The following is a 24,756-nucleotide window of genomic DNA, read 5'->3' on the forward strand; positions in this document are numbered from 1 at the left end:
TACCTAAGTATTATATACAAGTTTTTCCAGTATTGCCTTGAAGGAAAATTTTAATTAATGTTTCAAACAAAAAGGGGTATTTTTTATTAACCAAAACCTTATGGAGGTTTGTTATGTCGGTAGATGCTACAGTTGAATCCTTTAAAGGCCATAGGTTGGCAGGATGGCTTGATTGGCTACAGATGTTAACAGGTTTAACTTTAGTGTGTTTTTTATTTGCCCATATGTTGTTTGTTGGTACCGTCCTTTTAGGGGCAAAGTCCTTTGATTTTGTTGCTGCTTTTTTTGAGAGATGTTATCTTGCACAGGTGGGTGGCCCAATTCTTTTTTTCCTTTTTTTGCTCCATGGCTTTCTTGGTGCTAGAAAGATGCCCTTTAGGACCAAGGAGCAGAAGTTGATTCTTCGACATGCCAAGATGATGCACCATAGGGATACCTGGTTTTGGGTAATTCAGGCTGCAACAGGTGCTATTTTGCTGGTTATTGCCTCTATTCACATGTGGACAGTGTTGTCAGATCTTCCAATTACTGCAGCCAAAGGAGCTCAGGAACTTGAGAAGGGTCTGTGGATACTCTTTTACCTCCTTTTAATTGTTGTGGGAGCACTTCATGGTTGTATAGGGCTCTACAGGATAGGAGTTAAGTGGGGAGTAGTTACAAGGGCAAAGAGGATGAAAGCACTTAAGTGTATATATTATTTAATTGGTGTGTATGTTGTGGTGGAATTATTAAATTTACTTAGGTTTTATTTTCTTTAAAGTCTAACCTAAAAAAGCTTAAGCGGGGTAAGAAAGATGCAGACCTTTTATACAGATATGTTGTGTATTGGAGGGGGTCTTGCTGGAGAAAGGGTTGCCATAGAGGCAGCTTCAGCAGGATTCAATTGTATATTGTTGAGTTTGGTTCCTCCCAGGAGGTCCCATTCTTGTGCTGCCCAGGGAGGAATGCAGGCAGCGCTTGGGAATTGCGCAATGGGAGAAGGAGATTCTCCAGATATCCATTTTGAAGATACAGTAAAGGGCTCGGACTGGGGATGTGATCAAGAGGTAGCCAGGCTTTTTGTAGACACAGCTCCAATTGTGATGAGAGAGCTTGCTTTTTGGGGGGTGCCATGGAACAGAGTGGTTCCAGGGCCAGCTGTTTATTTTAAAGGGGGCCAAAAATTTGAAGTTTATGAAAAAGAAGAAAAAGCCGGACTTATTACAGCGCGTGCCTTTGGAGGTACTGCCAAGTGGAGGACCTGTTATACTGCAGATGGGACAGGTCATTGTGTTTTATATACCATGGACTGTAAGGCCCTGGAAGTTGGAGTGGAAGTACATGACAGGGTAGAGGCTTTGTCTTTAATTCACGATGGGGAGAATTGTTTTGGTGTAGTTGCAAGGTGCCTTAGGACTGGGGAACTGCTTGTATATTTTGCAAAGGCAGTTTTAATTGCAACTGGTGGATACGGACGTCTTTACAAACATACTACCAATGCAGTGATAAATCAGGGTACAGGTCTTGTATTGGCCCTTGATACTGGAATCGTGCCCCTTGGAAATATGGAGGCAGTTCAGTTCCACCCAACAGGGATTGTTCCAACAGATATTTTGGTGACTGAAGGATGCAGGGGTGATGGAGGAACACTTTTAGATAAAAATGAATATAGATTTATGCCTGATTATGAGCCTGAAAAGGCCGAGCTTGCTTCTAGAGATGTTGTATCAAGACGCATGACTGAACACATAAGAAAGGGTTTTGGTGTGAAAAGTCCTTATGGAGACCATTTGTGGCTTGATATTAGACATCTTGGGGAAAAGCACATTACTACAAAATTAAGGGAAGTATATGATATTTGTATGAATTTTCTTGGAATCAATCCAATATATGAGTTAATTCCTGTAAGACCTACCCAGCATTATAGTATGGGTGGAGTACGTACAAACAAAGACGGTGCTGCATATGGATTAAAAGGACTTTTTGCTGCAGGTGAGGCAGCTTGTTGGGATCTGCATGGATTTAATAGACTTGGTGGAAATTCTCTGGCTGAAACAGTTGTAGCTGGGAAGATTGTAGGAGAAAAGGTAGTTGAATTCTTAAAAGGGTATGAAGTTGATATAAAAACCTCATATGCTACTGCAGAGGTCAAAAAGCAGAAAGAGCGTATTGAAAAATTGAAAAAATCTACAGGTGGTGAGAATGTGTATAAACTACGTGATGAGATGCAGGATATAATGATGGAAAAGGTTGGTATATTTAGAAATGAGAAGGATTTACAGGAGGCTGTGGACTCTCTTAGAACATTGCTTGATAGGAGTAAGAAGTTGTCCATTGTATCTAATGGAATTGGTGCAAATCCAGAACTTGCTGAAGCGCTTAGACTTCCAGGAATGATTAAAGTGGCCCTTTGTATTGCCTATGGAGCTTTGCAGAGAAAAGAGAGCCGGGGAGCCCATTATCGTGAAGATTATCCATATAGAAATGATAAAGAGTGGTTAAATAGGACATTGGCTACATGGAAAGAAGGGGATGATTTGCCCACCTTGAATTATGAACCTGCTTCAAAGGTATTTCATCTCCCACCAGGTGATAGAGGTTATGGAGAAGGGAAAGTAATTCCATCAGATAGTGACGATAAATCAGGTGATAATAAATAAGTAAACCCAAAAAAATAATAAAAAAGAGAGAGGAGACCATGAGTAGAACACTCCATTTTGAAATATTTCGTTACAATCCAATGGATCCTGACTCAAAACCACATATGCAGACATATTATCTTGAAGAAAAGGACAATATGACATTGTTTTTGGCTTTAAATGAAATAAGAGAGACACAGGATCCATCTCTTCAATTTGATTTTGTATGTAGAGCAGCTGTTTGTGGTTCCTGTGCAATGGTTATAAATGGACGACCTGGGCTTGCTTGTAAGACAAAAACCAGGGATTTACCAGAAAAGATTGTGCTTCATCCACTTCCTGTTTTTAAATTGATTGGAGACCTTTCTGTAGATACAGGTACATGGTTTAGAGGAGTTGCCAAAAAGATAGAGGCATGGGTGCACACAACCAAGACCTTTGATCCAAATGCACTTGAAGAGAGAATGGATAATGATTTAGCCAATGAGATATTTGAACTAGATAGATGTATTGAATGTGGATGCTGTATTGCAGCATGTGGAACTGCCAGGATGCGGGAGGACTTTCTTGGGGCTGCCACTATTAATAAAATAGCCAGATTCTACATAGATCCAAGGGACGAGAGGACAGATGAAGAATATTATGAAGTAATTGGGACAGATGAAGGAGTTTTTGGGTGCATGGGCCTACTTGGCTGTGAAGACGTATGTCCCAAACAAATTCCCCTCCAGGATCAACTGGGGATTATGAGAAGGAAGATGGCTATTGCATCCCTGGGCGGGAAGGTTGGAAAGTTATTTTCTGTATTTTCTAAGAAAAAGAAATAGTGGGGTTAATTATGAGAGTTATTAAATCTGAGGATATATATACTAAAATGAAGCAAGTTGTGTTAGAGACTGGATACATCCTGCCCAGAGATGTAGAAGAGGCCCTTAAGAAGGCTTATGAAAAGGAGACTTCAGAACGAGCAAAGGAAGTTTTGGCTCAAATCCTTGAAAATTCAAAGCTAGCCAGGGAAACTAAACTGCCTCTTTGCCAGGATACAGGTACTGCGATATTTTTTGTGATAATGGGAGATAAAGTTAGAGTAGAGGGAGAACATATTTCGGACGTCTTGACTAGGGCCATGGTAGATGCATATAGAGAAGGATATTTTAGAAAATCCGTTTGCGATCCATTTACCAGAAAAAATACTGGTGATAATAGTCCACCAATTATTCATTACAATTTTGTCAAAGGTGATGTATTTAAAATATTATTTATGGCAAAAGGTAGTGGAAGTGAGAATATGTCCATAAGTAAAATGTTACCTCCAGCGGCTGGATGGGAAGGGATTAAAGAGTTCGTTGTAAATCGGGTGGCTGAGGTCTGTCCAAATCCTTGTCCTCCAATCATTGTGGGCGTTGGTATTGGTGGTACTTTTGACTTTACTACAATTCTGGCAAAAAGGGCACTCTTTAGGCCACTTGATCAAAGACATCCAGATAAAGATATAGCTCGAAAAGAACATGAACTGCTTGAGGAAATAAACAGTTTAGGAATTGGTCCAATGGGGTTGGGTGGTAAAACTACAGCTTTGGGTGTTAAAATCAATGTAATGAAATGTCACATTGCCTCTTTGCCTGTTGCTGTAAATATCCAATGCCACTCTGCAAGGTATAGGGAGGTGGCTTTTTAAGTAAAACATTTTGATTAGATGATATTAAATTATTAAATAAAGTAAAGAGGTTTATGTAGATATTAACCTAAGGACGAGAGGTAAAATATTAATGAAAATTTATAAATTACATCCGCCTTTAAAAGAAGAAGATATTTTAAAATTAAGGGCGGGAGATAAAGTCTTGTTGTCTGGAACCATTTATACGGCAAGAGACACTGCTCACAAGCGAATGATAGAAACGATTAACAGAGGAGAGGAGTTACCATTCCCAATAGAAGGGGCAGTCATCTATTATGTTGGGCCAACGCCTGCCCCACCTGGAAGACCGATAGGTTCAGCAGGTCCAACTACAAGTTATAGGATGGATAAGTACGCCCCCACATTATACAAATTAGGGCTTAAAGCATCTATTGGAAAGGGGAAACGTTCTGAAGAAGTGAAAAAGGCCTTACAAGAATATAAGGGTGTTTTTTTAGGGGCAATTGGAGGTATTGGTGCATTGTTATCGCTGAGAATAAAAAAGGCCAAGGTTATCGCCTATGAAGATTTAGGTCCAGAGGCTATAAGAGAACTTGTAGTTGAAGATTTTCCGACTTTTGTGGTATATGATGTTTATGGCGGCGATATTTACGTTAAACCAAAACTTTGATCAAAAGGAGTTATTTTCCTATGGATAAAAAGAAAAAAATCGTAGCAGCAATTTCTGCTGCTATCTGTGTGTACCTTGAGCAAGAGGCTATGGCATTATCCCAGATGGGACTGACACAGGGTGCCATGGTTCAACCGCAAATGACTCGTCCAATTACCAGTCCTTGGTCTCTTGCTGGAAGAATGAGCGTTATGGAAAGACGTTTTAATTGGCAATATCGTTTATGTAAATTTTAATTTAAGGAGTATGTTATGGTGGAAAAACATGGAGTGCTTCGGGCTGGTACCTTAGAAGAGAAGATAAAAGTTGATAATCCGCTAAAAATCCAGGACCTTACTATGAGGGATGGACACCAGTCCCTTTTTGCCACTAGGGGAAGAACTGAAGATTTTATTCCCATTGCAGAAGAGATGGATAAATGTGGATTTTATTCAATGGAGGTATGGGGGGGTGCCACTTTTGATACTTGTCACAGATTTCTGGGTGAGGATCCGTGGGAAAGGATCAGGACATTGAAAAAATACATAAAAAAGACTCCTTTTTCCATGCTACTTAGAGGACAAAATCTCGTGGGCTACCGAAATTATCCCGATGATGTAGCTGAGGCCTTTGTTGAGAGATGCTGTGTCAATGGAATAGATATATTTCGGGTCTTTGATGCATTAAATGATTTTAGAAATTTTAAAACTGCAGTTAAAGTAATCAAAAAAAATGGAAAACATTTTCAGGGTAGTATTTGTTATTCTTTGACTGAACAGAGAATGGGAGGACCAGTTTATAATCTTCAATATTACCTGGACAAAGCCAAAGAATTAGAGGATATGGGGGCTGATACCATTTGTATTAAAGACATGGCTGGTCTACTTGCCCCCTATGATGCATATGTTTTGATTAAGGCATTAAAAGAGAACGTTAAAGTCCCAATTCATCTCCACAGCCATTTTACTTCTGGTATGGCTGACATGACCATGCTCAAGGCCATTGAAGCTGGCGTAGATATAATTGATACCTGTCTATCTCCCTGGGCATACAGGACATCACATCCAGCTATTGAACCTATTGTAGTTGCTTTAAAAGGGACTAATAGAGATACAGGCCTTGACCTAAAACAATTGATTAAGTGTGCAAAATACTTTGAAGAAATTTCACCAAAATATAAGCACCTCTTAGACGACAGGATGTCTGTAATAGATGTTAATGTACTTTTACATCAAACACCAGGTGGTATGTTGTCAAATCTTGTAAATCAACTCAGGGAAATGGATGCAATTGATAAATTAGAGGATGTGTTTAAGGAACTTCCAAGGGTGAGAAAAGAGCTTGGTCAGGTTCCTCTGGTAACACCCACCTCTCAGATAGTTGGAATTCAGACTGTAAATAATGTACTTTTTGATACTCCTGATGAGAGATATAAAATGATTACTGTTGAGGTGAAAGATCTCTGTTATGGACTTTATGGGAAAACACCAGCACCTATTGATCCTGAGGTTCAAAAGAAGGCACTGAAGGGATATCCAAAGGGAGAAACTCCTTTTAGTGGCCGTCCTGCTGATATCCTTGAGCCAGAGCTGGAAAAGGCCAAGAAGGAGATTGGAGATCTGGCAAAAGATATTGATGATCTCCTTATATATGCCTTATATCCAGTGACTGGTAAAAAGTTTCTCAGGATAAAATATGGGCTTGAAGAGATGCCCGATGAGATGAAACCAAAGACAATGGAAGATGTAAAAAAAGAACAAGAACTTATAGAAAAGGCAAAAAGGGGGTTATTAGTGGAAAAAAAAGAGAAAAAAGCACCAGAAAAAAGTGCTAATATCAGGACATTTAATGTATTTGTGGATGATGAATACTTTAAGGTAGAAGTGGACCCAGCTGATGGTCAGCCATTAATAACACAGATAACACCAATGCCCGGCATGATGCCTGGTATGGTTCCACCTCAACCACCACCACAACCATCAGTACAACCAGCACCTTCACCAGAAGTGTCTCCAGCTCCAAAGAAAGAAGAACCAAAAGAAGGGCCAAAGGAAGAGAAAAAGGTAGAAGCACCAGTATCAGGCACACCAGTGGAGGCTCCAATGCCTGGAATTATTATTAGGCTCGAGAAAAATGTAGGGGACAGGGTTGAAGAAGGTGATGTGCTTCTTATATTGGAGGCAATGAAAATGGAAAATTCTATTACTTCACCAACATCTGGAGTGGTTAAAGATATAAAGGTAAAAGAAGGAGAAAATGTGTCTAAGGGTCAGGTATTGGTAGTTATTGGGTAATAAAAAAAGCAAGGAATGTGTATTTTATGTTTAAAAGAAAGAAAATTACAATAATTGGTGGGGGTAATGTAGGTGCTACAGCAGCGCACTGGGCTGCTAGCAAAGAACTTGGAGATGTGTGTTTATTAGATATAATTGAAGGATTGCCCCAGGGAAAAGGGCTTGATTTGAGAGAGGCCTCTCCAATAGAAGGCTTTGATTCAGACATAATTGGAACCAATGACTATCGTGACACAGCAGATTCTGATATTGTTATAATCACTGCTGGTCTTGCAAGAAAGCCAGGAATGAGTCGCGATGACCTGCTGACAAAAAATACCCAAATAGTAAAAAGTGTTACAGAGCAGGTAGCAAAATATTCACCAAATGCAGTAATCATCGTAGTTTCTAATCCACTAGATGCAATGGTATATGTAGCCCACAAAGTAAGTGGTTTTCCTTCAAATAGGGTGATTGGCATGGCTGGTGTTCTGGATTCAGCCAGGTTCAGGACATTTATTGCTATGGAACTTGATGTTTCAGTTGAAGATGTGACAGCCTTTGTGCTGGGTGGACATGGAGATCAAATGGTTCCTTTACCTAGATATTCCACTGTTGCAGGCATTCCTATAACTAAACTTCTGCCAAAGGAAAAAATAGATGCACTGGTTGAAAGGACCAGAAAGGGGGGCGGAGAGATCGTGTCCTTGCTAAAAACAGGAAGTGCCTTTTTTGCACCATCTGCTGCTGCGGTGCAAATGGCTGAGTCTATTTTAAAAGACAAAAAACGTATTCTTCCCTGTGCTGCCTATTGTGATAAAGAATATAATGTTGGTGGCTACTTTGTGGGTGTTCCTGTAAAATTGGGAGGAAATGGTGTAGAAGAAGTTATAGAAATAGAACTACTACCAGAAGAAGAAGAGGCTTTTAAAAAATCTGTTCAGGCAGTGAAAGATTTGGTGGCAAAGATTAACCTTTAAAAAAATGGATCTATTTGAGATGGGTCTTAAAAAATAATTGAAAGTGGGGGCTTATATGGGGGATAAAAAGGTCTACAGGGTTTTAATTGGAAAGCCAGGACTGGATGGTCACGATAGGGGGGCAAAGTGTATTGCCAGGGCACTAAGAGATAATGGATTTGAAGTGATTTATACTGGTATTAGACGTACACCAGAAGAGATTGCTATGGCAGCGGTTGAAGAAGATGTGGACGTGGTTGGGCTTTCATCATTATCAGGAGCTCATATGGAATTGTTTTCAGAAGTTGTGGAGGCCTTAAAAAAATACGGGGCAACAGATACTCCAGTTATTGGTGGTGGAATAATACCTGAAAGCGATATTGAAGAGTTAAAAAAGAGAGGAATTAAGAAGGTATTTACTCCAGGTACTCCGATGGAAGAAATAATTAAAACCTTTAGAGAATTATGTGAAAATAAAAATAATGAAGGTCAGGAAGCGGAAGTTACGTAACAAATAATGATTTTCTCTGTTATTTAAAGACTTCATTTGAATAATTTATTTGTTTTTCAAAGGGGTGGCTGGAGGTTCTGTTTATCTATGTGCCCGAGCATAGACTTGAGATAAAAGTATGAATTAGGCAGTGATAAAATCTGAAATGAGAAAATAAAAATTTGTTTTGAAAGGGGTAGAATATGTCAAATCATCCAAAATATAAAGAATGGGAAGAAAAGGTTTTATCTAAGGTCCTGGCAAGATTTCCTGAGAGGAAAAAAGAGTTTAAAACTGTGGGAGGGCTTGATCTTCCACGTATTGCCCTTCCCACAGAAATAGATGATGAATATTTAGAAAAATTAGGGTTTCCGGGTCAATATCCCTATACCAGAGGCGTTCAACCGACCATGTATCGCTCCAGACTCTGGACAATGAGACAATATGCTGGTTTTGCCACTGCAAAGGAAACCAATGAAAGATATAAATATCTCTTAGAACAGGGACAGACAGGGCTTTCTGTTGCATTTGATCTCCCAACTCAGATAGGTTACGACTCAGACCATCCTATGAGTAAGGGCGAAGTGGGAAAGGTTGGGGTAGCCATTGATTCTCTCGCTGATATGGAAATTTTATTTGATCAGATCCCTTTGGACAAGGTATCTACTTCTATGACCATAAATGCTCCAGCTTCTATTCTCCTTGCTATGTATGTAGCTGTTGGAGAAAAACAAGGGGTGCCCAGGGAAAAGCTAAGAGGTACTATTCAAAATGATATCTTAAAAGAATATGTGGCAAGAGGAACTTACATTTTTCCACCCAAGCCATCACTTAGGATTATAACAAACATATTTGAATGGTGCACAAAAAATACGCCCCTTTTTAATACAATTTCCATCTCAGGTTACCATATTAGAGAAGCAGGTGCAACAGCTGTTCAGGAAGTGGCTTTTACTCTAGCTAATGGATGTGCCTATGTTAAAACCGCTATTGACGCAGGATTAGATGTAAATGTTTTTGGAAAAAGACTTTCATTCTTCTTTAATGCAACCACTGACATAATTGAGGAAGTTGCCAAGTTCAGGGCTGCAAGACGTATGTGGGCAAAGCTCATGAAAGAGAGGTTTGGAGCAACAGACTCCAGGGCATGCATGCTAAGATTTCACACCCAGACGGCTGGACATACTTTAACGGCGCAACAGATTGACAATAACGTGGTTAGAGTAGCTTTACAGGCCCTTGCTGCAGTACTTGGTGGAACACAATCCTTACATACAAATTCCAAGGATGAGGCCCTCACCTTACCAACAGAAGATTCTGTTAGAACTGCCCTTAGAACCCAGCAGATTATTGCCTATGAATCTGGTGTGGCGAATTCAATAGACGTGTTGGGTGGTTCCTATTTAGTAGAATATTTGACTGATAAAATAGAAGAAGAGGCCTTTTCATTGATTCAGAAAATTGATGATATGGGTGGTGTAATACCTGCAATAGAGGCAGGATTTATTCAGAGACAGATTGAAGATTCAGCCTATGAGTATCAAAAGCAAATAGAAACAAAGGAAAGAATTGTTGTTGGAGTTAATGAATTTCAATCCAAAGACACTGTTAAAGTTCCAATATTAAAAATAGATAAAGAAGTTGAAAGACGCCAGGTAGAAAGAGTCAAAAAGGTTAGGGAACAGAGGGATAATTCTAAGGTAGAAGCATCTTTAAATAGATTAAAAGAGGCTGCAAGGGGCGACGAAAATCTAATGGATCCAATACTTGAAGCAGTAAAACAATATGCCACCATTGGCGAAATTTGTGATGTTTTAAGAGGAGTTTTTGGAGAATATAGGGATTAGCAGGATTTAAAAATAAAAAAAACAAAAGGAGTTTATATGGCCCTGACTACTGAAGAGAAGATAAAAAAACTCAAGGAATTGGAAAAAGAAGTGCTGAAGATGGGGGGAGAGAAGGCCATAAAAAAACACAAAGAACAGGGAAAACTTACTGCAAGGGAGAGATTAAATCTATTATTTGATAATGGGACATTTCAAGAAGTAGATATGTTTGTAAAACACAGGTGTTCATATTTTGGCATGGAAAAAGTGAATATACCTGCAGATGGAGTGGTAACTGGTTTTGGTTTAGTAAATGGAAGACCTGTTTGTGCCTTTTCTCAAGACTTCACTTCAAGGGCTGGAAGCTTAGGTGAAATGCACGCTAAGAAGATTTGTAAAGTGATGGATCTGGCATTGAAGGTGGGGGTTCCTGTTGTTGGTTTTAATGATTCAGGAGGAGCAAGGATTCAGGAAGGAGTCGATGCTCTATCTGGTTATGGACAGATATTTTTTAGAAATGCAAATGCATCAGGTGTTATTCCTCAGATTTCAGCTATTATGGGAACAACTGCTGGTGGGGCAGTATATTCCCCTGCAATGACGGATTTTATTTTTATGGTTAAAAAGACCAGCTTTATGTTCATCACAGGTCCTCAGGTGATTAAGTCAGTTACAGGAGAAGATGTGAGTTTTGAAGACCTTGGTGGAGCTGTTGTTCACAATCAAAAAAGTGGAGTTGCCCATTTTGCCTGCGAATCAGATGAAGATGCTATCATGAAGATAAAAAAATTATTGTCATACCTGCCGCTTAATAATATGGAAGATCCCCCTTATGAAACTCCCTCAGATGCTCCTAATAGGGAGGCACCTGAGCTGGATAAAATTATTCCAGACAACCCCAATCAACCTTATGATATTAAGGACGTAATAAGGGCTATAGTGGACAATGGCGAATTTTTTGAACCCCATGAATATTATGCGCCTAATATTGTAGTTTGTTTTGCCAGATTAAATGGACATTCCATAGGGATTATAGCAAATCAACCCAAAGTTTATGCGGGATGTCTGGATATTAATGCCTCAGATAAGGCGACCAGATTTATCAGGTTTTGTGATGCCTTTAATATTCCATTATTAACAATAGCTGATGTGCCAGGTTACCTTCCTGGTACAGATCAGGAATGGGGAGGGATAATCAGACACGGTGCAAAACTACTCTGGTGTTATTCAGAGGCAACAGTGCCAAAGATGTTACTTATTACAAGAAAATCATATGGTGGGGCATATCTTGCCATGTGTTCTAAGGATTTGGGGGCTGATGTAGTTTATGCATGGCCTACAGCTGAAATAGCAGTCATGGGTGCTGAAGGTGCTGCAAATATTATTTATAGAAAAGAGATCAAGTCTGCAGAAAATCCTGAAGAAAAGAGAAAAGAAAAGATTGCTGAATATGAAGAACTTTTTGCAAATCCCTACAGGGCAGCTGAGAGGGGTTATATTGATGCAGTGATTCAACCAAGGGCCACAAGGCCAAAACTCGTGGCTGCTTTAGAAATTTTAAAGAGCAAGAGGGAGGCTAGAGCACCAAAGAAACATGGTAATATCCCAGTATAAAATAAAAGGAGTTTAAGTTATGATAAAAAAAATAGATCATATTGGAATAGCAGTTAAATCTTTGGATGAAGCTGTAAAGTTTTACGAAGAAACTCTTGGAATTAAATGCGAAAAAATAGAAGAGGTCCCAACGCAAAAGGTCAAGACCGCCTTTTTTGATGTTGGAGGTGTTCATTTAGAATTACTTGAACCAACTACACAGGATAGCCCTATTGCGCAATTTTTGCAGAGAAATGGGGAAGGTGTCCACCACATAGCATATTTTTGTGATGACATTGTGGCACAACTCGCCAAGGCAAAAGAAACAGGGTGTAAGCTCATAAATGAAGAACCAGTGCCTGGTGCTGGTGGGAAAAAGGTGGCATTTTTACATCCAAAATCAACTCATGGCGTACTAACTGAATTTTGTACCAAGTAGATGTTATTGTGGTAGAAGTTAAGGAGTTCCCAATAATTTTAATATTTAGCTAAGAAAAATTTGAAGGGTGGATATCTATGAAAATACATGAGTATCAAGCAAAAGAAATTTTTAAAAAATATAACATACCTGTGCCTAGGGGAAAGGTGGCATTTACAAAACAAGAAATATTAGATGCTGCCAATGAACTGGGGAATTATCCAGTTGTAATAAAGGCACAGGTTCATGCTGGTGGAAGAGGAAAGGCCGGTGGAGTGAAGTTGGCCAAATCCTCTGAGGAAGTATCTCAAATAGCTGAATCCATGTTAAATATGGTCTTAGTTACCCACCAGACTGGACCAGAGGGCAAAGTGGTTAGAAAGGTCTTAGTGGAAAAAGGATTAAATATTGAAAAAGAGTATTACATGGCAGTTGTGATGGATCGCTCTACCGAGAAGATCGTGATAATGGCAAGTGAAGCTGGTGGTATGGATATAGAAGAGGTGGCAGAAAAGAGTCCGGAAAAAATAATCAAGGTCTTTATTGATCCATTGATTGGAATAAGCAGCCACAATTTGAGGAATATTGTCTTTGGATTAAATATAGATAAAGAGCTACAAAAGCCTCTTATGTCCATAACAAAATCCCTATATTCTATATTTGTAGACCTTGATTGTTCTCTTGTTGAGATAAATCCCCTTGTATTAACTAAAGAAGGTAAGTGGATAGCATTAGATGCAAAGATAAATTTTGATGATAACGGTCTATTCAGGCATAAAGATATAATGGAACTAAGGGATATAGATGAAGAGGATCCACTGGAGGTTGAGGCTTCAAAATACGGCTTAAATTATATTAAATTAGATGGAAATGTAGGTAATATTGTAAATGGAGCTGGTCTTGCCATGGCCACCATGGATTTGATTAAGAGGGCCGGGGCTGAACCAGCAAATTTTTTAGATGTTGGTGGTGGTGCAAGTGCTGAGATGGTGGAAAATGGATTTAAGATCTTGCTTAGTGATAAAAATGTAAAGGCAATACTTATAAATATATTTGGCGGAATTTTAAGGTGTGATGTACTGGCAGAAGGAGTGGTTGCAGCAGCCAAAAAAGTAGGGGTAAATGTTCCAGTTGTGGTAAGAATGGAAGGTACCAATGCTGAGAGAGGACGGGAAATTTTATTAGGTTCTGGGTTAAATTTAAAGACTGCAAAAGACTTAAAAGAGGCTGCAAAGATGATTGCAGAGTTAGTATAAGGAGTAGGCCATGAGTATATTTGTAAACAAAAATACGAAGGTAGTTGTTCAGGGAATAACAGGAAAAGAAGGTAGTTTTCATGCAAGACAATGCATCAGCTATGGAACAAAAGTAGTGGCCGGTGTGACACCAGGAAAGGGCGGAATGAAGATGGATGATGTCCCTGTCTTCAACACTGTTGTTGAGGCAAAAGAGAAAACTGGTGCAAATTGTTCTTTAATATTTGTTCCTCCTGCCTTTGCAGCAGATGCCATTTTGGAGGCTATAGATGCTGGAATGGAAGTAATTGTTGCAATTACTGAAGGTATTCCAGCCTTAGATATGCTTCGGGTGAAAAATTATCTAAGAGGTAAAAATTGTAGGTTAATTGGTCCAAATTGTCCGGGCATAATAACTCCTGGTGAGTGTAAGATCGGGATTATGCCAGGCCATATTCATAAACCAGGTGGGCCAATTGGGGTTGTTTCCAGGTCAGGAACACTTACCTATGAAGTTGTTTACCAGTTAACCCAAATGGATATTGGTCAAACAACCTGTCTTGGTATAGGAGGAGATCCAATAATAGGCACAAATTTTATAGATGCATTGGCTGCCTTTGAGCAAGATGAAGATACAAAGGGCGTGGTTATGGTGGGAGAGATCGGAGGAGATGCAGAAGAGAGGGCTGCTGAATTTATAAAAAATAATATGACCAAGCCTGTGGTGGGATTTATAGCTGGACTTACAGCTCCTCCTGGAAGGAGAATGGGACATGCAGGGGCAATCATTAGTGGTAAAAAAGGTACTGCCTCAGCAAAGATTGCTGCGCTAAAAGAAGCAGGGATTGCTGTATGTGAAGATTTAGGATCCTTTGGTGAATTTGCCAAAGATGTTTTCGGGTTATAGATTTTAATATCAACCATTTGTCTGGCTCCCATAAAAGGAGCCAGATAAATAATTAAAAGTACAGCATGGATTTCATGCTGTTAAAAGACGATACAGTTCCCAAGATAATATTTTGGGTGATGAGCGTTTCTCTGCATAATTATATATAATATTGTGTTCCCTTTAAAAATTTTTCTATTCAGCTTTTAGCAAAACTTATCCCATGTTTTTAATATAACCTTGTTCATTTCATTCACATTTCTTACAAAAACTAATGAAAGCAATTTTTTAGCTTTTTAATATATACTCAGTAATTCTCGGTGAGTTTGTAAAGCTATGATTTAGAAGGGGATACGAAAAAAGTTATAATTTTTTTTCGTAAAATATATAAAAAATAACCAAAAAGAAATCTTATACCTATTGCTTGAAAAAATAAAGCCCTAAAATCAAATTATTTCTCACCAAGAATGGCTGTTTGCCGATAATTTTTCTTGACTAGAGATTGACAGAGGATTATAGTATCCTTCAGAACTTGATATAATAGGAACGATTTGATATAATGAATATTTATGAAAGGGGAACGTATTAAGGTTAAAAATGCAGAAGAGCTAAAGGAAAAATTAAAGGGTGAGAAGAAAGACAATATTTTGGTAAAACTTATTTTTCTAAATCTTATAAGAGAAGGGATAGATTTTGAAAAGGCGTGTAGCGGTTGTGGGATAGCCCAATCGACAGGATACTTATGGATAAGGGAATGGAACCAAGAGGGTTATAAAGGGATAAAAGGTAAAGGAAGAGGAAAAGGGGGAGGAAGGCCAAATAGGCTATCAGAGGAAGATTTAAAAAAGCTTAAGGAATTACTTAAAAAGAGAGCTTATTGGACTACAAAAGAAGTAAGGGCATTGATAAAAGATACTTTTGATATAGAATACTCCCAAGACCATGTAGTAAGGATATTGAGAGATAAGCTTAAGATGCATTTTTCTAAACCATATCCGATGGATTATAGGAAACCAAAAGATGGAGAGAAGATATTAGAGAATCAACTTCAACTTACTTTTTCTCTGTTAAAGGAGAAAGGATTTAAAGAAGAGGAGATAGCAATAGGTTTTATAGATGAAACAAGTCCGCAGAACACCGCCAATACAGTAAGGGTATGGAGTTTTGAGAAGACAAGAATTATAAAAAATACAACAAAGTTCAAGACAAACACAATAGGTTTTTATGCTATAAAAGGAGAAAGTGTAAAATCATTTTTAGAAGATTCAAAAGGCTTATCAATAGCTAAGTTTTTAGAAAAGATAAGAGAAGTAAATAAGAAATATAAAGCGATAGTAGCAATAATAGATAATTTTTCATCCCATAAGAGTAAAGTAGTAAGAGAGAAGGCATCTGAGTTAGATATTTATCTAGTCTATCTTCCCCCTTATTCACCAGAGTTAAATCCTATTGAGTATATCTGGAAAAGTATAAAAAGAGTGCTTTCATTAGTTTTTGTAAAAGATATAAAAGAGATGGAGGAGGTTATATCAGAAGCATGGAATAGGTTATGTAAAAAACTAAGTTTTGCTAAAAGTTGGATAGAAAAATTTTTAAAGGGCACCCCATATTATATGAAATTGTGCGGATAACTATAAACTTCTTTATTAAGTAGGAACAGATAAGGATTTATTGTAATTTTTTAACAAAGGAGGTTTTACATGAAAAGGATTATCTTATTTCTCTTTTTGTTAGGGGTAGGGTGTGTAGCGGTTATAGTCCCAGAAGTTAAAGCTTCTCAGGAGCAACTTAACGTTCAAGATTTAGTTTTTAAAGGAAATTTTATGTTTAATCTTGACGGTACTTATTCAGTGGGCGGAATTCAGTTTCCTTTACATGTTATGGCTGATTTAGAGGTGTCTAGTGACACAGACGAACTAGGGGAATTGTTTCTATATGGACAAAAGAATTTTCCTTCAGGCGAATGGGATGGCACATTTTTTGGACATTGGTCGTTTATCCCCTCAGATCATACTAATTATGAGATAGGATTTTTTTCGGATTTGGAGAAACAAGATTCAAGTGTTAAATTTACTCTAATAGGTTTTAATGAAGCGATTGGAATATCTGAGGAGATATCAGGGATAATAGGTGAACTCCAGGAGGGACAATTTGCGGGAAATCCTGTTCCAATTCCTACTACTATCCTTTTGTTAAGTAGTGGTTTATTAGGTGTTGTGGGATTGAGGCAAAAAGGAATTATAGTGCGAAAGTAAAAGTACAGTGTTTAATAAAATAAATGAGGGGAATAATGAATTTTTTGATTATGAGTTATTAAAGTTAATACCTATGGGAGGGAGAGCGTATACAAAAATTTAATGTATAGAAGTTTAAAGTTTAAAACTTAATGCAGGGGCATATTTTGCAGAAGAGGAAATTATAAGCTAAAAGGGGTTAAACTTACTAATTATGATTTCTCGAGATTACCTTTTACTGAGGATTTCGACTTTAGTAGGGGAGACGAAGTTTCTGTTTAGATGAACAACTCCGTTTTCAAGATGTCCATTCAAGATGTCGCAGCTATCTAGACTCCTATGTCCCTGTTTTATTCATCTTTGACAGGGATTTAATGGAATTATAGATATGAGGCGGAATTCCAAGGCTAGTTTAGAAATTGTTTTTACAACGTAATACATATTTTTCCTTCATCTTTAATGCAAGTTAGAATAAAACATTTCCAGATTAATCCCTTGAGATTTACAAATAACAAAATAATTTTTTTACAAAAAAGAACCAGGAGTTGGAGGGTCGTCGCTCCCAGAATTTGTCTGGGGGAGGAAAGTCCGGGCTCCACAGGGCAGGACGCTGGGTAACGCCCAGAGGGAGTGATCCCTGGATTAGTGCCACAGAAAACAGACCGCCGAGCACCTAACTTCCTATCCAACTAACAAAAATAATTTAGTTAGCTGTTCTTTATAAAAGGGAAAAAAAACAAATTTAGGTGCTCGGTAAGGGTGAAAGGGTGAGGTAAGAGCTCACCAGCTGCTGTGGTGACACAGCAGGCTAGGTAAACCCCGTCCGGAGCAAGACCAAATAGGAAGGCATTTTGGACTGGCCCGGTCCACGCCTTCGGGTGGGTCGCTTGAGGCAGGGAGCAATCCCTGTCCCAGATGAATGACGACCTAAAACAGAACCCGGCTTACTCCCAACTCCTGGAATTAATATGCAGGTTGACTATATGAAAATTTTACTAATATCTTTACCTATTCTGGCTATAGTTATTTCACTAGTTGCTTTATGGAAAGGATTTCTTTCAAAATCCCTTAACAAATCTAGAGTCTTATATGTAAATGACCAAGACCTAGAGGATGATTTTGATGATGTGATAGATTATGATGAAGAAGAGAATGAAGAAGAAAATGACGATAACACCGAGGCAGATAGTGACTTTGACTCTGAGGATGATGATTAAATATTATTCTTATTTTATATACCCTTGTTCTTCTAAATATAAAATAATCTGTTGAGCTGCTTCTTGGGGTGTTAGTTCAGTTGTGTCTATTGTAATTTCTGGATTCTTGGGCGGGATATATGGATCATCAACTCCTGTAAAATTCTTTATAAGTCCCTTTTTTGCCTTCTCATACATCCCTTTTCTGTCCCTTTGCATGCACACATCAAATGGAGTTGCAACATAGACCTCTATATATCCACCATATCTGCTAATAAGTTCTCTATTATATCTTCGTGATTCTTCATAAGGTGCAATTGGCGCACAAATAGCTATTCCTCCATTTTTGGTGATCTCGCTGGCAACAAAACCAATTCTACGCACGTTTATCTCCCTGTGCTCCTTTGAATAGGATAGTTCTGAAGAAAGATATTTTCTCACAATATCCCCATCCAAAAGGGTCACTGGCCTATCTCTTAGTTCCATGAACTTAACGTATAATATTTTTGCAATAGTAGATTTTCCAGCACCTGGAAGACCTGTTAAAAAAACAGTAAAACCCTGTTTATGTCTGGGAGGATAAGTGCGTTTTAACTCCTGGACAACTTCTTTAAAGGAAAACCATTCTGGGATTTCTAAATCGTATTCCAGTCTGCGCCTTAATTCTGCAGAAGAAAGTCTCTTAACCTTCATGCCTTCTCTAACTTCACTTTCAGGAATATATCTACCCTCATCTTCAAAATATACCATTGGGGTAAGAGGCACCATTTTTATACCTATTTCATCCTCATATCCTTTAACTTTTTCCTGTGCAGCACCCATTGGATAGAATAATTTTTTGTTGTCACTTGAATGCATAAATGGATCTGCATGATCTGGTGCAACTAAAAAATGGGTACATCCATAATTTTTTCTAATTATTGCCTGAAGCACTGCTTCTTTTGGCCCTGCCTTTCTACTAGCAAAGGGAAGTAGCGCCAATGTTATTATATTTTTTGGAAAATGTTTGACAAATGCCTGGTAACATCTGATCATTGTAAAGTGGTCTAAGTCCCTGGGGTCTGGTATGCCTACAACAGGATTTAAAAAAATAGAAGCATTTACCTCCCTTGCTGCCTTTAAAATCATTTCTTTGTGTGCACAATGTAAGGCCTTTTCTGTATGAAAACCAATTACATTTCTCCATCCCATTGAAGAAAAAAATCTGTGCACCTCTGAGGGCGGTTTTCTAAGTTCTACAAAATCGTAGTGAATAGGCAGAGAAATCCCCTCAAGCCTTCCACCTAAATAATATTCATGGGTTTCATGATATAAAGAGAAGACTGATGGATGTTTATTCTCATCTTCTGTGCCATATATCTTTTTTGCTTCATATCTTTTGTCAGGACGATATATATCCTCTACATAAAAGATTGCCAATAAAAATCCCTCTCCATCGAGTAAAGCCAATGGTTCTCCAACTGAAATTTTATCAACCACTTTTTTGGGTACATCTAAATAAATGGGTATTGGCCACACAGTACCATCACTAAGTCTTTCATTCTCCAAGACTGAAACATATTCTTTTTCATTTAAAAATCCCTCTAAGGGATAAAATGCCCTGTTTAAAAGTAGTTCTAAATCACAGAGTTGCCTTTCATTTAAACTATAAGTGGGATATTTTAAAGACTCTTTCTTTAATTCCTCTACACGACGAAAATGTACCAGCAAGCTCTCAGAATATTCATTCTTCATTTTTCTTCCTCTTATTTTTTACTTTTATCTTTTCAACTACTTTTTTGTAATAAATCTGCTCTAATTCAAGATAAACAGGAGTCTTTCTCTTCATATTTATTTTTGATACAATTAGATTTAATTTCTGGACCTTTTTATATACTTCCTGTTCATCCTCACAATTTTCTAACATTGAATATATATTCTCTATCTCTTTTCTCTGTTCTATCTCTGGATGAGTGTATCCAGCATTTTTTAGGATTCTATATGCAAGTCTATATTCAGGGGGAATGTGTGAATCATCATCTAATTTAATGGGTTTACCTTTACCAGGGAGTGAGTTAAACTCACCCTTTTCCATGGCCTCTTTTATTTTTTTTTCGGCAATCATTTCTAAAATTGCAAAATAATTGTCTGCCATAATAATTTGTAACACTATATCTTTGTTTCATCCTATTTTTTCTCTGACCACTTTCTGTTACATACTGTTACATATTCAACTCATCGCAATCTTTAATTTCTCTTCGAATTCTTCCAATGAATTAACTCGCATAGTTACCTTAAACAAACCTTTTATCACCTCTCTACTATCGATTTCCTTGATCTTTTTTGCAATAGAGCGAGGTATAATTCCAAAACGCTCTTCTAAAGCTTCTAACAACATTTCCTGGGCATCTAATAATAATCCTTGTTGAATTCCTTGTTGAATTCCTTGTTGAATTCCTTGCTGAATTCCTTCTTGGATTCCATGTTGGACCCCTTCTTCAAAACCCTCTTTTTTTATTATTTCATATGCAGCTGATTCTATCATTATATCTCTCCTCCTCTTAATCAACTTAAGGGGTATATCTTTGGATATTAAGCCACTTAATATGGCCATGCCTGTTAATAAATCTGACTTATACTCCATGCTCTCTTCACTCTCATAAATCCCCCTCTCTGCTTCTTCTATTAATTCTTCGCCCCCTTTCATCAAAGGAACAAATGGATACAGACATCTAAGACCCTTTTTAACTACTTCTCTCGCTTCAACCTCATATAATTTTATTACCTTATACTTGAAATCTACTTCATTGTCATGATAATAATCTACCATTCCGTAACATCTCTTTAACTCTATCATTATTGTCTCTATCTCAAGACCTTCTTCTAAAATATGACGACATCTCGTCTCTAAAGTCCTTAATGGCAAATAGCTTTTCCATTGGGTTATTAATTCTAATAACACCAGCTTTTCTGTTCCATCCTCAAAAAAGGCCCTTAAAACAAAATCTGATCTCCTGACTGATGCTGTCTCCTGGGGACGCACATCTATTAACTCTGCATCCCTTATATTTAATCCACATAACTCACGTAACACCGTATTCCTGCAATGGGTTAATATCACCTTTGACGCTATATCATATTGCATTTAAATTCACCTTATATAGCTTTCTTAAATTTTGCTTTAAACTCAAATTAAATTTTTTGCAACCTCAGAATCTATTAAATAAAACACCTCTATCTTTAGAGTAATCAATGATTTGAGATTCGTAATTCGATTGGTTATAGTCAAGCATTATTCGCCCGTCCCCAATTTTCCCTACAAAACCTGGACACCTCAATCTCACTCATTGAGGCACATTGAAAAAGTAAATTAAGTTTTTTTTCAGCTGAAAATTTTTTATTCATGGTCTTTCCTTTTTGAGCATTAATTTTCCATGTCATCGGGGATATTATTCTCTCTTGCAATAGCAACAACTGTTTTTGAAGTGGTTAAAATTTGCTTAAGCACACTTTCTTTAACATCTTCAGGATAAAACATAGTAAAAGACTCCTTTTCGCGCCGGTTAAAATTTCCCCTTCCCCCTAGGGGGAAGGATGATAAGATAAGAGCCCAAGAAAAAAAAACCTTTCTTATCTCACTAAGGCGACATCTTTCCTGAGACATTGGGGTCTTCTATATAAATTTCTTGATAGTTTTTTATCTCTGATATACAAATCTTTCTTTACAACTTTACTCTATAAAAATTTAGGGGCCTTTTATGAGAGTGTTTAGACTTTGTGTAGGACTTTTAAAAGGTGTCATGGATGTCAAAGGTCTGTCTTTGAAAAGGCAAATTAAAAAGGATCTATATATAGACTTAGATGATGTGAGATTGATCAAAGTGTATACAATAGTTGGTCTAGAGGAAAAATATGTAGATGAAATAATTGATAAAGGCATATTACACGATCCTGTTATAAACTTGGCTTCTACTAAACCCCTTGCAAAGGGATTTGATTGGATAATTGAGGTGGGATTTAGACCTGGTGTTACTGACAATGAAGGCAGGGTTGCCAAGGAAGCAATAAAAAATGGTCTTGGTATTGAAGATAGAGATGATTTGGCTGTGTATTATTCAACTCAATATTTGATTTGCGGAAAATTAGAGAAAAAACAAGTAGAGCACATAGCAAAAGACCTTTTGTGCAATGAATTAATTGAAGAGTTTAGAATAAAATCAAAATATGAATGGAAAGATTCTCCTGGATTTGATATCAAAATCCCTAAAGTTACAGGCGAATCATCTGATAAAGTTGAAGTGATAAAAATAAGTGAAATGGATGATGATGAGCTCATGAAATTGAGCAGACAGAGGGTTTTAGCCCTGAGTTTAGAAGAGATGCAGGTTATAAAAAATTACTACTCACAGGAGGATGTTAGGGCTTACAGGAAAAAAATTGGTCTTGCACAAGATCCAACAGATGTAGAAATAGAGGCCATAGCCCAGACATGGTCTGAACACTGCAAACACAAGATCTTTAATGCAAAAATTGAATATATTGAAAAAAATACCCATAAGAGACGAATAATTAACAGCCTATTTAAGACATATATTCAAAAGTCCACAGAGATATTGAGAAAGAGAATGGGAGATAAAGATTTTTGTCTGTCTGTTTTTAAAGACAATGCTGGAGTCATTAAATTTGATGAAGATTACAGTGTATGTATTAAGGTAGAGACCCATAATAGCCCATCAGCTCTGGACCCTTACGGAGGTGCATTAACCGGTATTGTTGGCGTAAATAGGGATCCAATGGGGACTGGTCTTGGTGCAAACTTGCTTTGCAATACAGATGTATTTTGTTTTGCCTCTCCATTTTATGATAAACCCCTTCCACCTAGACTGCTCCACCCAAGAAGGGTTTTAGAGGGAGTTAGAAAAGGGGTTGAAGATGGAGGAAATCAGTCCGGGATTCCCACAGTAAATGGAGGACTTATTTTTGATGAAAGATATCTTGGAAAGCCCCTTGTGTTTTGCGGAACAGTTGGAATTATGCCAAGGCTTATAAATGGTAGGCCATCCCATGAAAAAAGGGCAGAAAAAGGTGACCTTGCTGTTATGGTAGGGGGACGTGTGGGTAAGGATGGGATACATGGGGCAACTTTTTCTTCAGAGGCCTTACACGAAGGTTCTCCAGCAACTGCAGTGCAAATTGGCGATCCAATAACCCAAAAAAAGATGTATGATTTTTTGATGAAGGCAAGGGATTTGGGTCTTTATAATGCGATTACTGATAACGGCGCCGGAGGGCTTTCTTCCTCAATGGGTGAGATGGCACAGGATTGTGGAGGGTGTGAGATTGATCTTAAAAAGGTCCCTCTAAAATACGATGGACTCGTTCCCTGGGAGATACTCTTATCTGAAGCACAGGAAAGGATGAGTGTGGCTGTTCCAAAACAAAATATAGACAAATTTTTACAACTTGCAAAAGAGATGGATGTTGAGGCCACAATTTTAGGTGAATTTAATGATTCAGGCTATTTTAGGGTAAGGTATGGGGAAAAAATAGTGGCAGAGCTTGATATGGAGTTTTTCCATGAAGGTGTGCCTCAAATGAAATTAAAGGCAATATGGGATCCCCCTTCCCAAAAGCCATTTATTGTGCCTGATGAGGCAAAGGAAAATCCAAAACAGATTTTGCGGAATATGCTCTCCAGGCTCAATATTTGTTCAAGGGAATATGTGATCCGTCAATATGACCATGAGGTGCAAGGAGGGAGTACAATAAAACCACTGGTTGGTGAATTTTTAGATGGCCCATCAGATGCAGCAGTTATCAGGCCCATTTTGACAAAGGATAGGGGGTTGGTTGTATCTAATGGTATATGTCCACGCTACAGTGATTTAGATACATATTGGATGATGGCCTGTGCAATTGACGAGGCAATTAGAAATGCAATTTCTGTTGGGGCAAATCCCTATCATATGGCTGGGGTGGATAATTTTTGCTGGTGCGATCCTGTTCAGTCTGAAAAGACCCCTGATGGCCATTATAAACTTGCTCAACTTGTCAGGGCAAATATGGCACTTGCACATTTTTGTATGGGCTTTGGTGTGCCCTGTATTTCTGGCAAGGACTCCATGAAAAATGATTATGTAATGGGAAATATTAAAATCTCTATTCCTCCAACAGTGCTGTTTTCATTAATTAGCGTAATTCCTGATGTATATAGATGTGTTACCTCTGATTTCAAAGAACCAGGAGAATGCATCTATATTCTTGGTGTTACAAAGGATGAAATGGGCTCTTCAGAATTTGCTTTAGAAATGAACATAAAATCAGGGTATGTCCCACAGGTGGATTTGCTTTCAGCAAGAAATCGTTACAAAAAGATGTATGAGGCAATCCAAATGGGGATTATTTCATCTTGCCACGATATATCTGATGGAGGGCTAGGAGTTTGCGTATGTGAAATGGCAATTGGCGGTGATTTAGGGGCAGTTATCGATATAGATGCGGTGCCTTGTTGTCCCGCTCAAATGGAATTTGAAAAAATCATGTATTCAGAGTCTCCATCAAGGTTTGTTGTTGGAGTACCAAAAGATAAGAAAGATGAATTTGAGGCATTGTTTAAAGGGGATTTTTGTTCATATATTGGTGAAGTTACAAAACAAAAGCAAGTAGTGTTTAAATATAAAGGTAAAGAGATAATAAGGGATAGTGTTGATAAAATGAGATATTTTTGGAAAAAGACCCTGAATTTTTAGAATATAAGAGAA

General features: G+C 37.9%; 21 protein-coding genes and 1 other RNA gene. 19 read left to right on the top strand and 3 right to left on the bottom strand.

Annotated elements, in window-relative coordinates; genetic code table 11:
- Positions 1-113 precede the first annotated feature (113 nt).
- The 18 genes from ACYQ1E_RS12090 to ACYQ1E_RS12175 all read left to right on the top strand — a co-directional run bounded on the left by ACYQ1E_RS12090 (position 114) and on the right by ACYQ1E_RS12175 (position 18,037).
- On the top strand, positions 114-758 hold the full coding sequence (locus tag ACYQ1E_RS12090; protein ID WP_459879693.1) for a succinate dehydrogenase/fumarate reductase transmembrane subunit: 645 nt from the start codon (positions 114-116) through the stop codon (positions 756-758).
- Positions 759-794: 36 nt separating this feature from the next.
- Entirely contained in the window at positions 795-2,639 is a 1,845-nt protein-coding gene (locus tag ACYQ1E_RS12095; RefSeq protein ID WP_459879696.1) for a fumarate reductase flavoprotein subunit, read from the top strand.
- A gap of 38 nt (positions 2,640-2,677) precedes the next feature.
- Positions 2,678-3,445 (top strand): fumarate reductase iron-sulfur subunit, encoded by a 768-nt coding sequence (locus ACYQ1E_RS12100; protein WP_459879698.1) that lies wholly within the window; start codon positions 2,678-2,680, stop codon positions 3,443-3,445.
- Positions 3,446-3,456: 11 nt separating this feature from the next.
- Positions 3,457-4,296 (top strand): fumarate hydratase, encoded by an 840-nt coding sequence (locus ACYQ1E_RS12105; RefSeq protein WP_459879701.1) that lies wholly within the window; start codon positions 3,457-3,459, stop codon positions 4,294-4,296.
- Between the two features lie 91 nt (positions 4,297-4,387).
- Positions 4,388-4,927, top strand: a complete 540-nt coding sequence (locus ACYQ1E_RS12110) for a Fe-S-containing hydro-lyase (protein ID WP_459879704.1) — start codon at positions 4,388-4,390, stop codon at positions 4,925-4,927.
- Between the two features lie 20 nt (positions 4,928-4,947).
- Entirely contained in the window at positions 4,948-5,163 is a 216-nt protein-coding gene (locus ACYQ1E_RS12115) for a hypothetical protein (RefSeq protein ID WP_459879707.1), read from the top strand.
- A gap of 15 nt (positions 5,164-5,178) precedes the next feature.
- Positions 5,179-7,200 (top strand): pyruvate carboxylase subunit B, encoded by a 2,022-nt coding sequence (locus ACYQ1E_RS12120; RefSeq protein ID WP_459879709.1) that lies wholly within the window; start codon positions 5,179-5,181, stop codon positions 7,198-7,200.
- A 26-nt stretch (positions 7,201-7,226) separates the two neighbouring features.
- On the top strand, positions 7,227-8,159 hold the full coding sequence (gene mdh / locus ACYQ1E_RS12125) for a malate dehydrogenase (RefSeq protein ID WP_459879712.1): 933 nt from the start codon (positions 7,227-7,229) through the stop codon (positions 8,157-8,159).
- Positions 8,160-8,214: 55 nt separating this feature from the next.
- Positions 8,215-8,649 (top strand): cobalamin B12-binding domain-containing protein, encoded by a 435-nt coding sequence (locus ACYQ1E_RS12130; protein WP_459879715.1) that lies wholly within the window; start codon positions 8,215-8,217, stop codon positions 8,647-8,649.
- Between the two features lie 182 nt (positions 8,650-8,831).
- Positions 8,832-10,475, top strand: a complete 1,644-nt coding sequence (locus tag ACYQ1E_RS12135; protein WP_459879718.1) for an acyl-CoA mutase large subunit family protein — start codon at positions 8,832-8,834, stop codon at positions 10,473-10,475.
- Positions 10,476-10,511: 36 nt separating this feature from the next.
- Positions 10,512-12,068 carry an acyl-CoA carboxylase subunit beta gene (locus ACYQ1E_RS12140; protein ID WP_459879721.1) on the top strand — a complete coding sequence of 519 codons (1,557 nt, stop codon included), beginning with the start codon at positions 10,512-10,514 and terminating at the stop codon, positions 12,066-12,068.
- A gap of 19 nt (positions 12,069-12,087) precedes the next feature.
- The gene (gene mce, locus ACYQ1E_RS12145; RefSeq protein ID WP_459879724.1) at positions 12,088-12,486 is read left to right on the top strand and encodes a methylmalonyl-CoA epimerase; all 399 of its coding nucleotides are present in this window, start codon (positions 12,088-12,090) and stop codon (positions 12,484-12,486) included.
- Positions 12,487-12,563: 77 nt separating this feature from the next.
- Complete coding sequence (sucC, locus tag ACYQ1E_RS12150; protein WP_459879727.1) at positions 12,564-13,721, top strand: ADP-forming succinate--CoA ligase subunit beta; 1,158 nt, start codon at positions 12,564-12,566, stop codon at positions 13,719-13,721.
- 10 nt (positions 13,722-13,731) lie between these two features.
- The gene (sucD, locus tag ACYQ1E_RS12155; RefSeq protein ID WP_459879729.1) at positions 13,732-14,607 is read left to right on the top strand and encodes a succinate--CoA ligase subunit alpha; all 876 of its coding nucleotides are present in this window, start codon (positions 13,732-13,734) and stop codon (positions 14,605-14,607) included.
- Positions 14,608-15,155: 548 nt separating this feature from the next.
- Positions 15,156-16,217 (top strand): IS630 family transposase, encoded by a 1,062-nt coding sequence (locus tag ACYQ1E_RS12160; RefSeq protein WP_459879480.1) that lies wholly within the window; start codon positions 15,156-15,158, stop codon positions 16,215-16,217.
- A 69-nt stretch (positions 16,218-16,286) separates the two neighbouring features.
- A complete protein-coding gene (locus ACYQ1E_RS12165; protein WP_459879732.1) occupies positions 16,287-16,841 on the top strand; it encodes a hypothetical protein in 555 nt (184 codons plus the stop codon).
- Positions 16,842-17,360: 519 nt separating this feature from the next.
- Positions 17,361-17,783, top strand: an RNA gene (gene rnpB, locus ACYQ1E_RS12170) — RNase P RNA component class A.
- 5 nt (positions 17,784-17,788) lie between these two features.
- Positions 17,789-18,037 carry a hypothetical protein gene (locus tag ACYQ1E_RS12175; RefSeq protein WP_459879735.1) on the top strand — a complete coding sequence of 83 codons (249 nt, stop codon included), beginning with the start codon at positions 17,789-17,791 and terminating at the stop codon, positions 18,035-18,037.
- Between the two features lie 9 nt (positions 18,038-18,046).
- On the opposite strand, the gene ACYQ1E_RS12180 is transcribed toward ACYQ1E_RS12175, so the two are convergent.
- From ACYQ1E_RS12180 to ACYQ1E_RS12190, 3 genes are read right to left on the bottom strand one after another with little or no spacing between them, the layout of a single operon-like run.
- Positions 18,047-19,750 carry a bifunctional sulfate adenylyltransferase/adenylylsulfate kinase gene (locus ACYQ1E_RS12180; RefSeq protein WP_459879738.1) on the bottom strand — a complete coding sequence of 568 codons (1,704 nt, stop codon included), beginning with the start codon at positions 19,748-19,750 and terminating at the stop codon, positions 18,047-18,049.
- Entirely contained in the window at positions 19,740-20,165 is a 426-nt protein-coding gene (locus ACYQ1E_RS12185) for a DnaJ family domain-containing protein (protein WP_459879740.1), read from the bottom strand. Before ACYQ1E_RS12185 ends, ACYQ1E_RS12180 begins: the two co-directional genes overlap by 11 nt.
- Before the next feature lie 60 nt (positions 20,166-20,225).
- Entirely contained in the window at positions 20,226-21,140 is a 915-nt protein-coding gene (locus ACYQ1E_RS12190; RefSeq protein WP_459879743.1) for a hypothetical protein, read from the bottom strand.
- Between the two features lie 613 nt (positions 21,141-21,753).
- On the opposite strand from ACYQ1E_RS12190, the gene ACYQ1E_RS12195 reads away from it, so the two are divergent.
- The gene (locus ACYQ1E_RS12195; RefSeq protein ID WP_459879746.1) at positions 21,754-24,744 is read left to right on the top strand and encodes a phosphoribosylformylglycinamidine synthase subunit PurS; all 2,991 of its coding nucleotides are present in this window, start codon (positions 21,754-21,756) and stop codon (positions 24,742-24,744) included.
- The last annotated feature ends 12 nt before the right edge of the window (positions 24,745-24,756 follow it).

The sequence above is a fragment of the Desulfothermus naphthae genome, from assembly GCF_054657475.1.

What these genes read in the sequence shown, in the direction of transcription:
- ACYQ1E_RS12135 (WP_459879718.1), top strand. Translation starts at nt 8,832, where the DNA reads ATGTCAAATCATCCAAAATATAAAGAATGGGAAGAAAAGGTTTTATCT.
- ACYQ1E_RS12095 (WP_459879696.1), top strand. Translation starts at nt 795, where the DNA reads ATGCAGACCTTTTATACAGATATGTTGTGTATTGGAGGGGGTCTTGCT.
- ACYQ1E_RS12110 (WP_459879704.1), top strand. Translation starts at nt 4,388, where the DNA reads ATGAAAATTTATAAATTACATCCGCCTTTAAAAGAAGAAGATATTTTA.
- ACYQ1E_RS12100 (WP_459879698.1), top strand. Translation starts at nt 2,678, where the DNA reads ATGAGTAGAACACTCCATTTTGAAATATTTCGTTACAATCCAATGGAT.
- ACYQ1E_RS12190 (WP_459879743.1), bottom strand. Translation starts at nt 21,140, where the DNA reads ATGCAATATGATATAGCGTCAAAGGTGATATTAACCCATTGCAGGAAT.
- ACYQ1E_RS12130 (WP_459879715.1), top strand. Translation starts at nt 8,215, where the DNA reads ATGGGGGATAAAAAGGTCTACAGGGTTTTAATTGGAAAGCCAGGACTG.
- sucD (WP_459879729.1), top strand. Translation starts at nt 13,732, where the DNA reads ATGAGTATATTTGTAAACAAAAATACGAAGGTAGTTGTTCAGGGAATA.
- ACYQ1E_RS12175 (WP_459879735.1), top strand. Translation starts at nt 17,789, where the DNA reads ATGCAGGTTGACTATATGAAAATTTTACTAATATCTTTACCTATTCTG.
- ACYQ1E_RS12140 (WP_459879721.1), top strand. Translation starts at nt 10,512, where the DNA reads ATGGCCCTGACTACTGAAGAGAAGATAAAAAAACTCAAGGAATTGGAA.
- ACYQ1E_RS12165 (WP_459879732.1), top strand. Translation starts at nt 16,287, where the DNA reads ATGAAAAGGATTATCTTATTTCTCTTTTTGTTAGGGGTAGGGTGTGTA.
- mdh (WP_459879712.1), top strand. Translation starts at nt 7,227, where the DNA reads ATGTTTAAAAGAAAGAAAATTACAATAATTGGTGGGGGTAATGTAGGT.
- ACYQ1E_RS12195 (WP_459879746.1), top strand. Translation starts at nt 21,754, where the DNA reads ATGAGAGTGTTTAGACTTTGTGTAGGACTTTTAAAAGGTGTCATGGAT.
- ACYQ1E_RS12120 (WP_459879709.1), top strand. Translation starts at nt 5,179, where the DNA reads ATGGTGGAAAAACATGGAGTGCTTCGGGCTGGTACCTTAGAAGAGAAG.
- ACYQ1E_RS12160 (WP_459879480.1), top strand. Translation starts at nt 15,156, where the DNA reads ATGAAAGGGGAACGTATTAAGGTTAAAAATGCAGAAGAGCTAAAGGAA.
- mce (WP_459879724.1), top strand. Translation starts at nt 12,088, where the DNA reads ATGATAAAAAAAATAGATCATATTGGAATAGCAGTTAAATCTTTGGAT.
- ACYQ1E_RS12105 (WP_459879701.1), top strand. Translation starts at nt 3,457, where the DNA reads ATGAGAGTTATTAAATCTGAGGATATATATACTAAAATGAAGCAAGTT.
- ACYQ1E_RS12115 (WP_459879707.1), top strand. Translation starts at nt 4,948, where the DNA reads ATGGATAAAAAGAAAAAAATCGTAGCAGCAATTTCTGCTGCTATCTGT.
- ACYQ1E_RS12090 (WP_459879693.1), top strand. Translation starts at nt 114, where the DNA reads ATGTCGGTAGATGCTACAGTTGAATCCTTTAAAGGCCATAGGTTGGCA.
- sucC (WP_459879727.1), top strand. Translation starts at nt 12,564, where the DNA reads ATGAAAATACATGAGTATCAAGCAAAAGAAATTTTTAAAAAATATAAC.
- ACYQ1E_RS12180 (WP_459879738.1), bottom strand. Translation starts at nt 19,750, where the DNA reads ATGAAGAATGAATATTCTGAGAGCTTGCTGGTACATTTTCGTCGTGTA.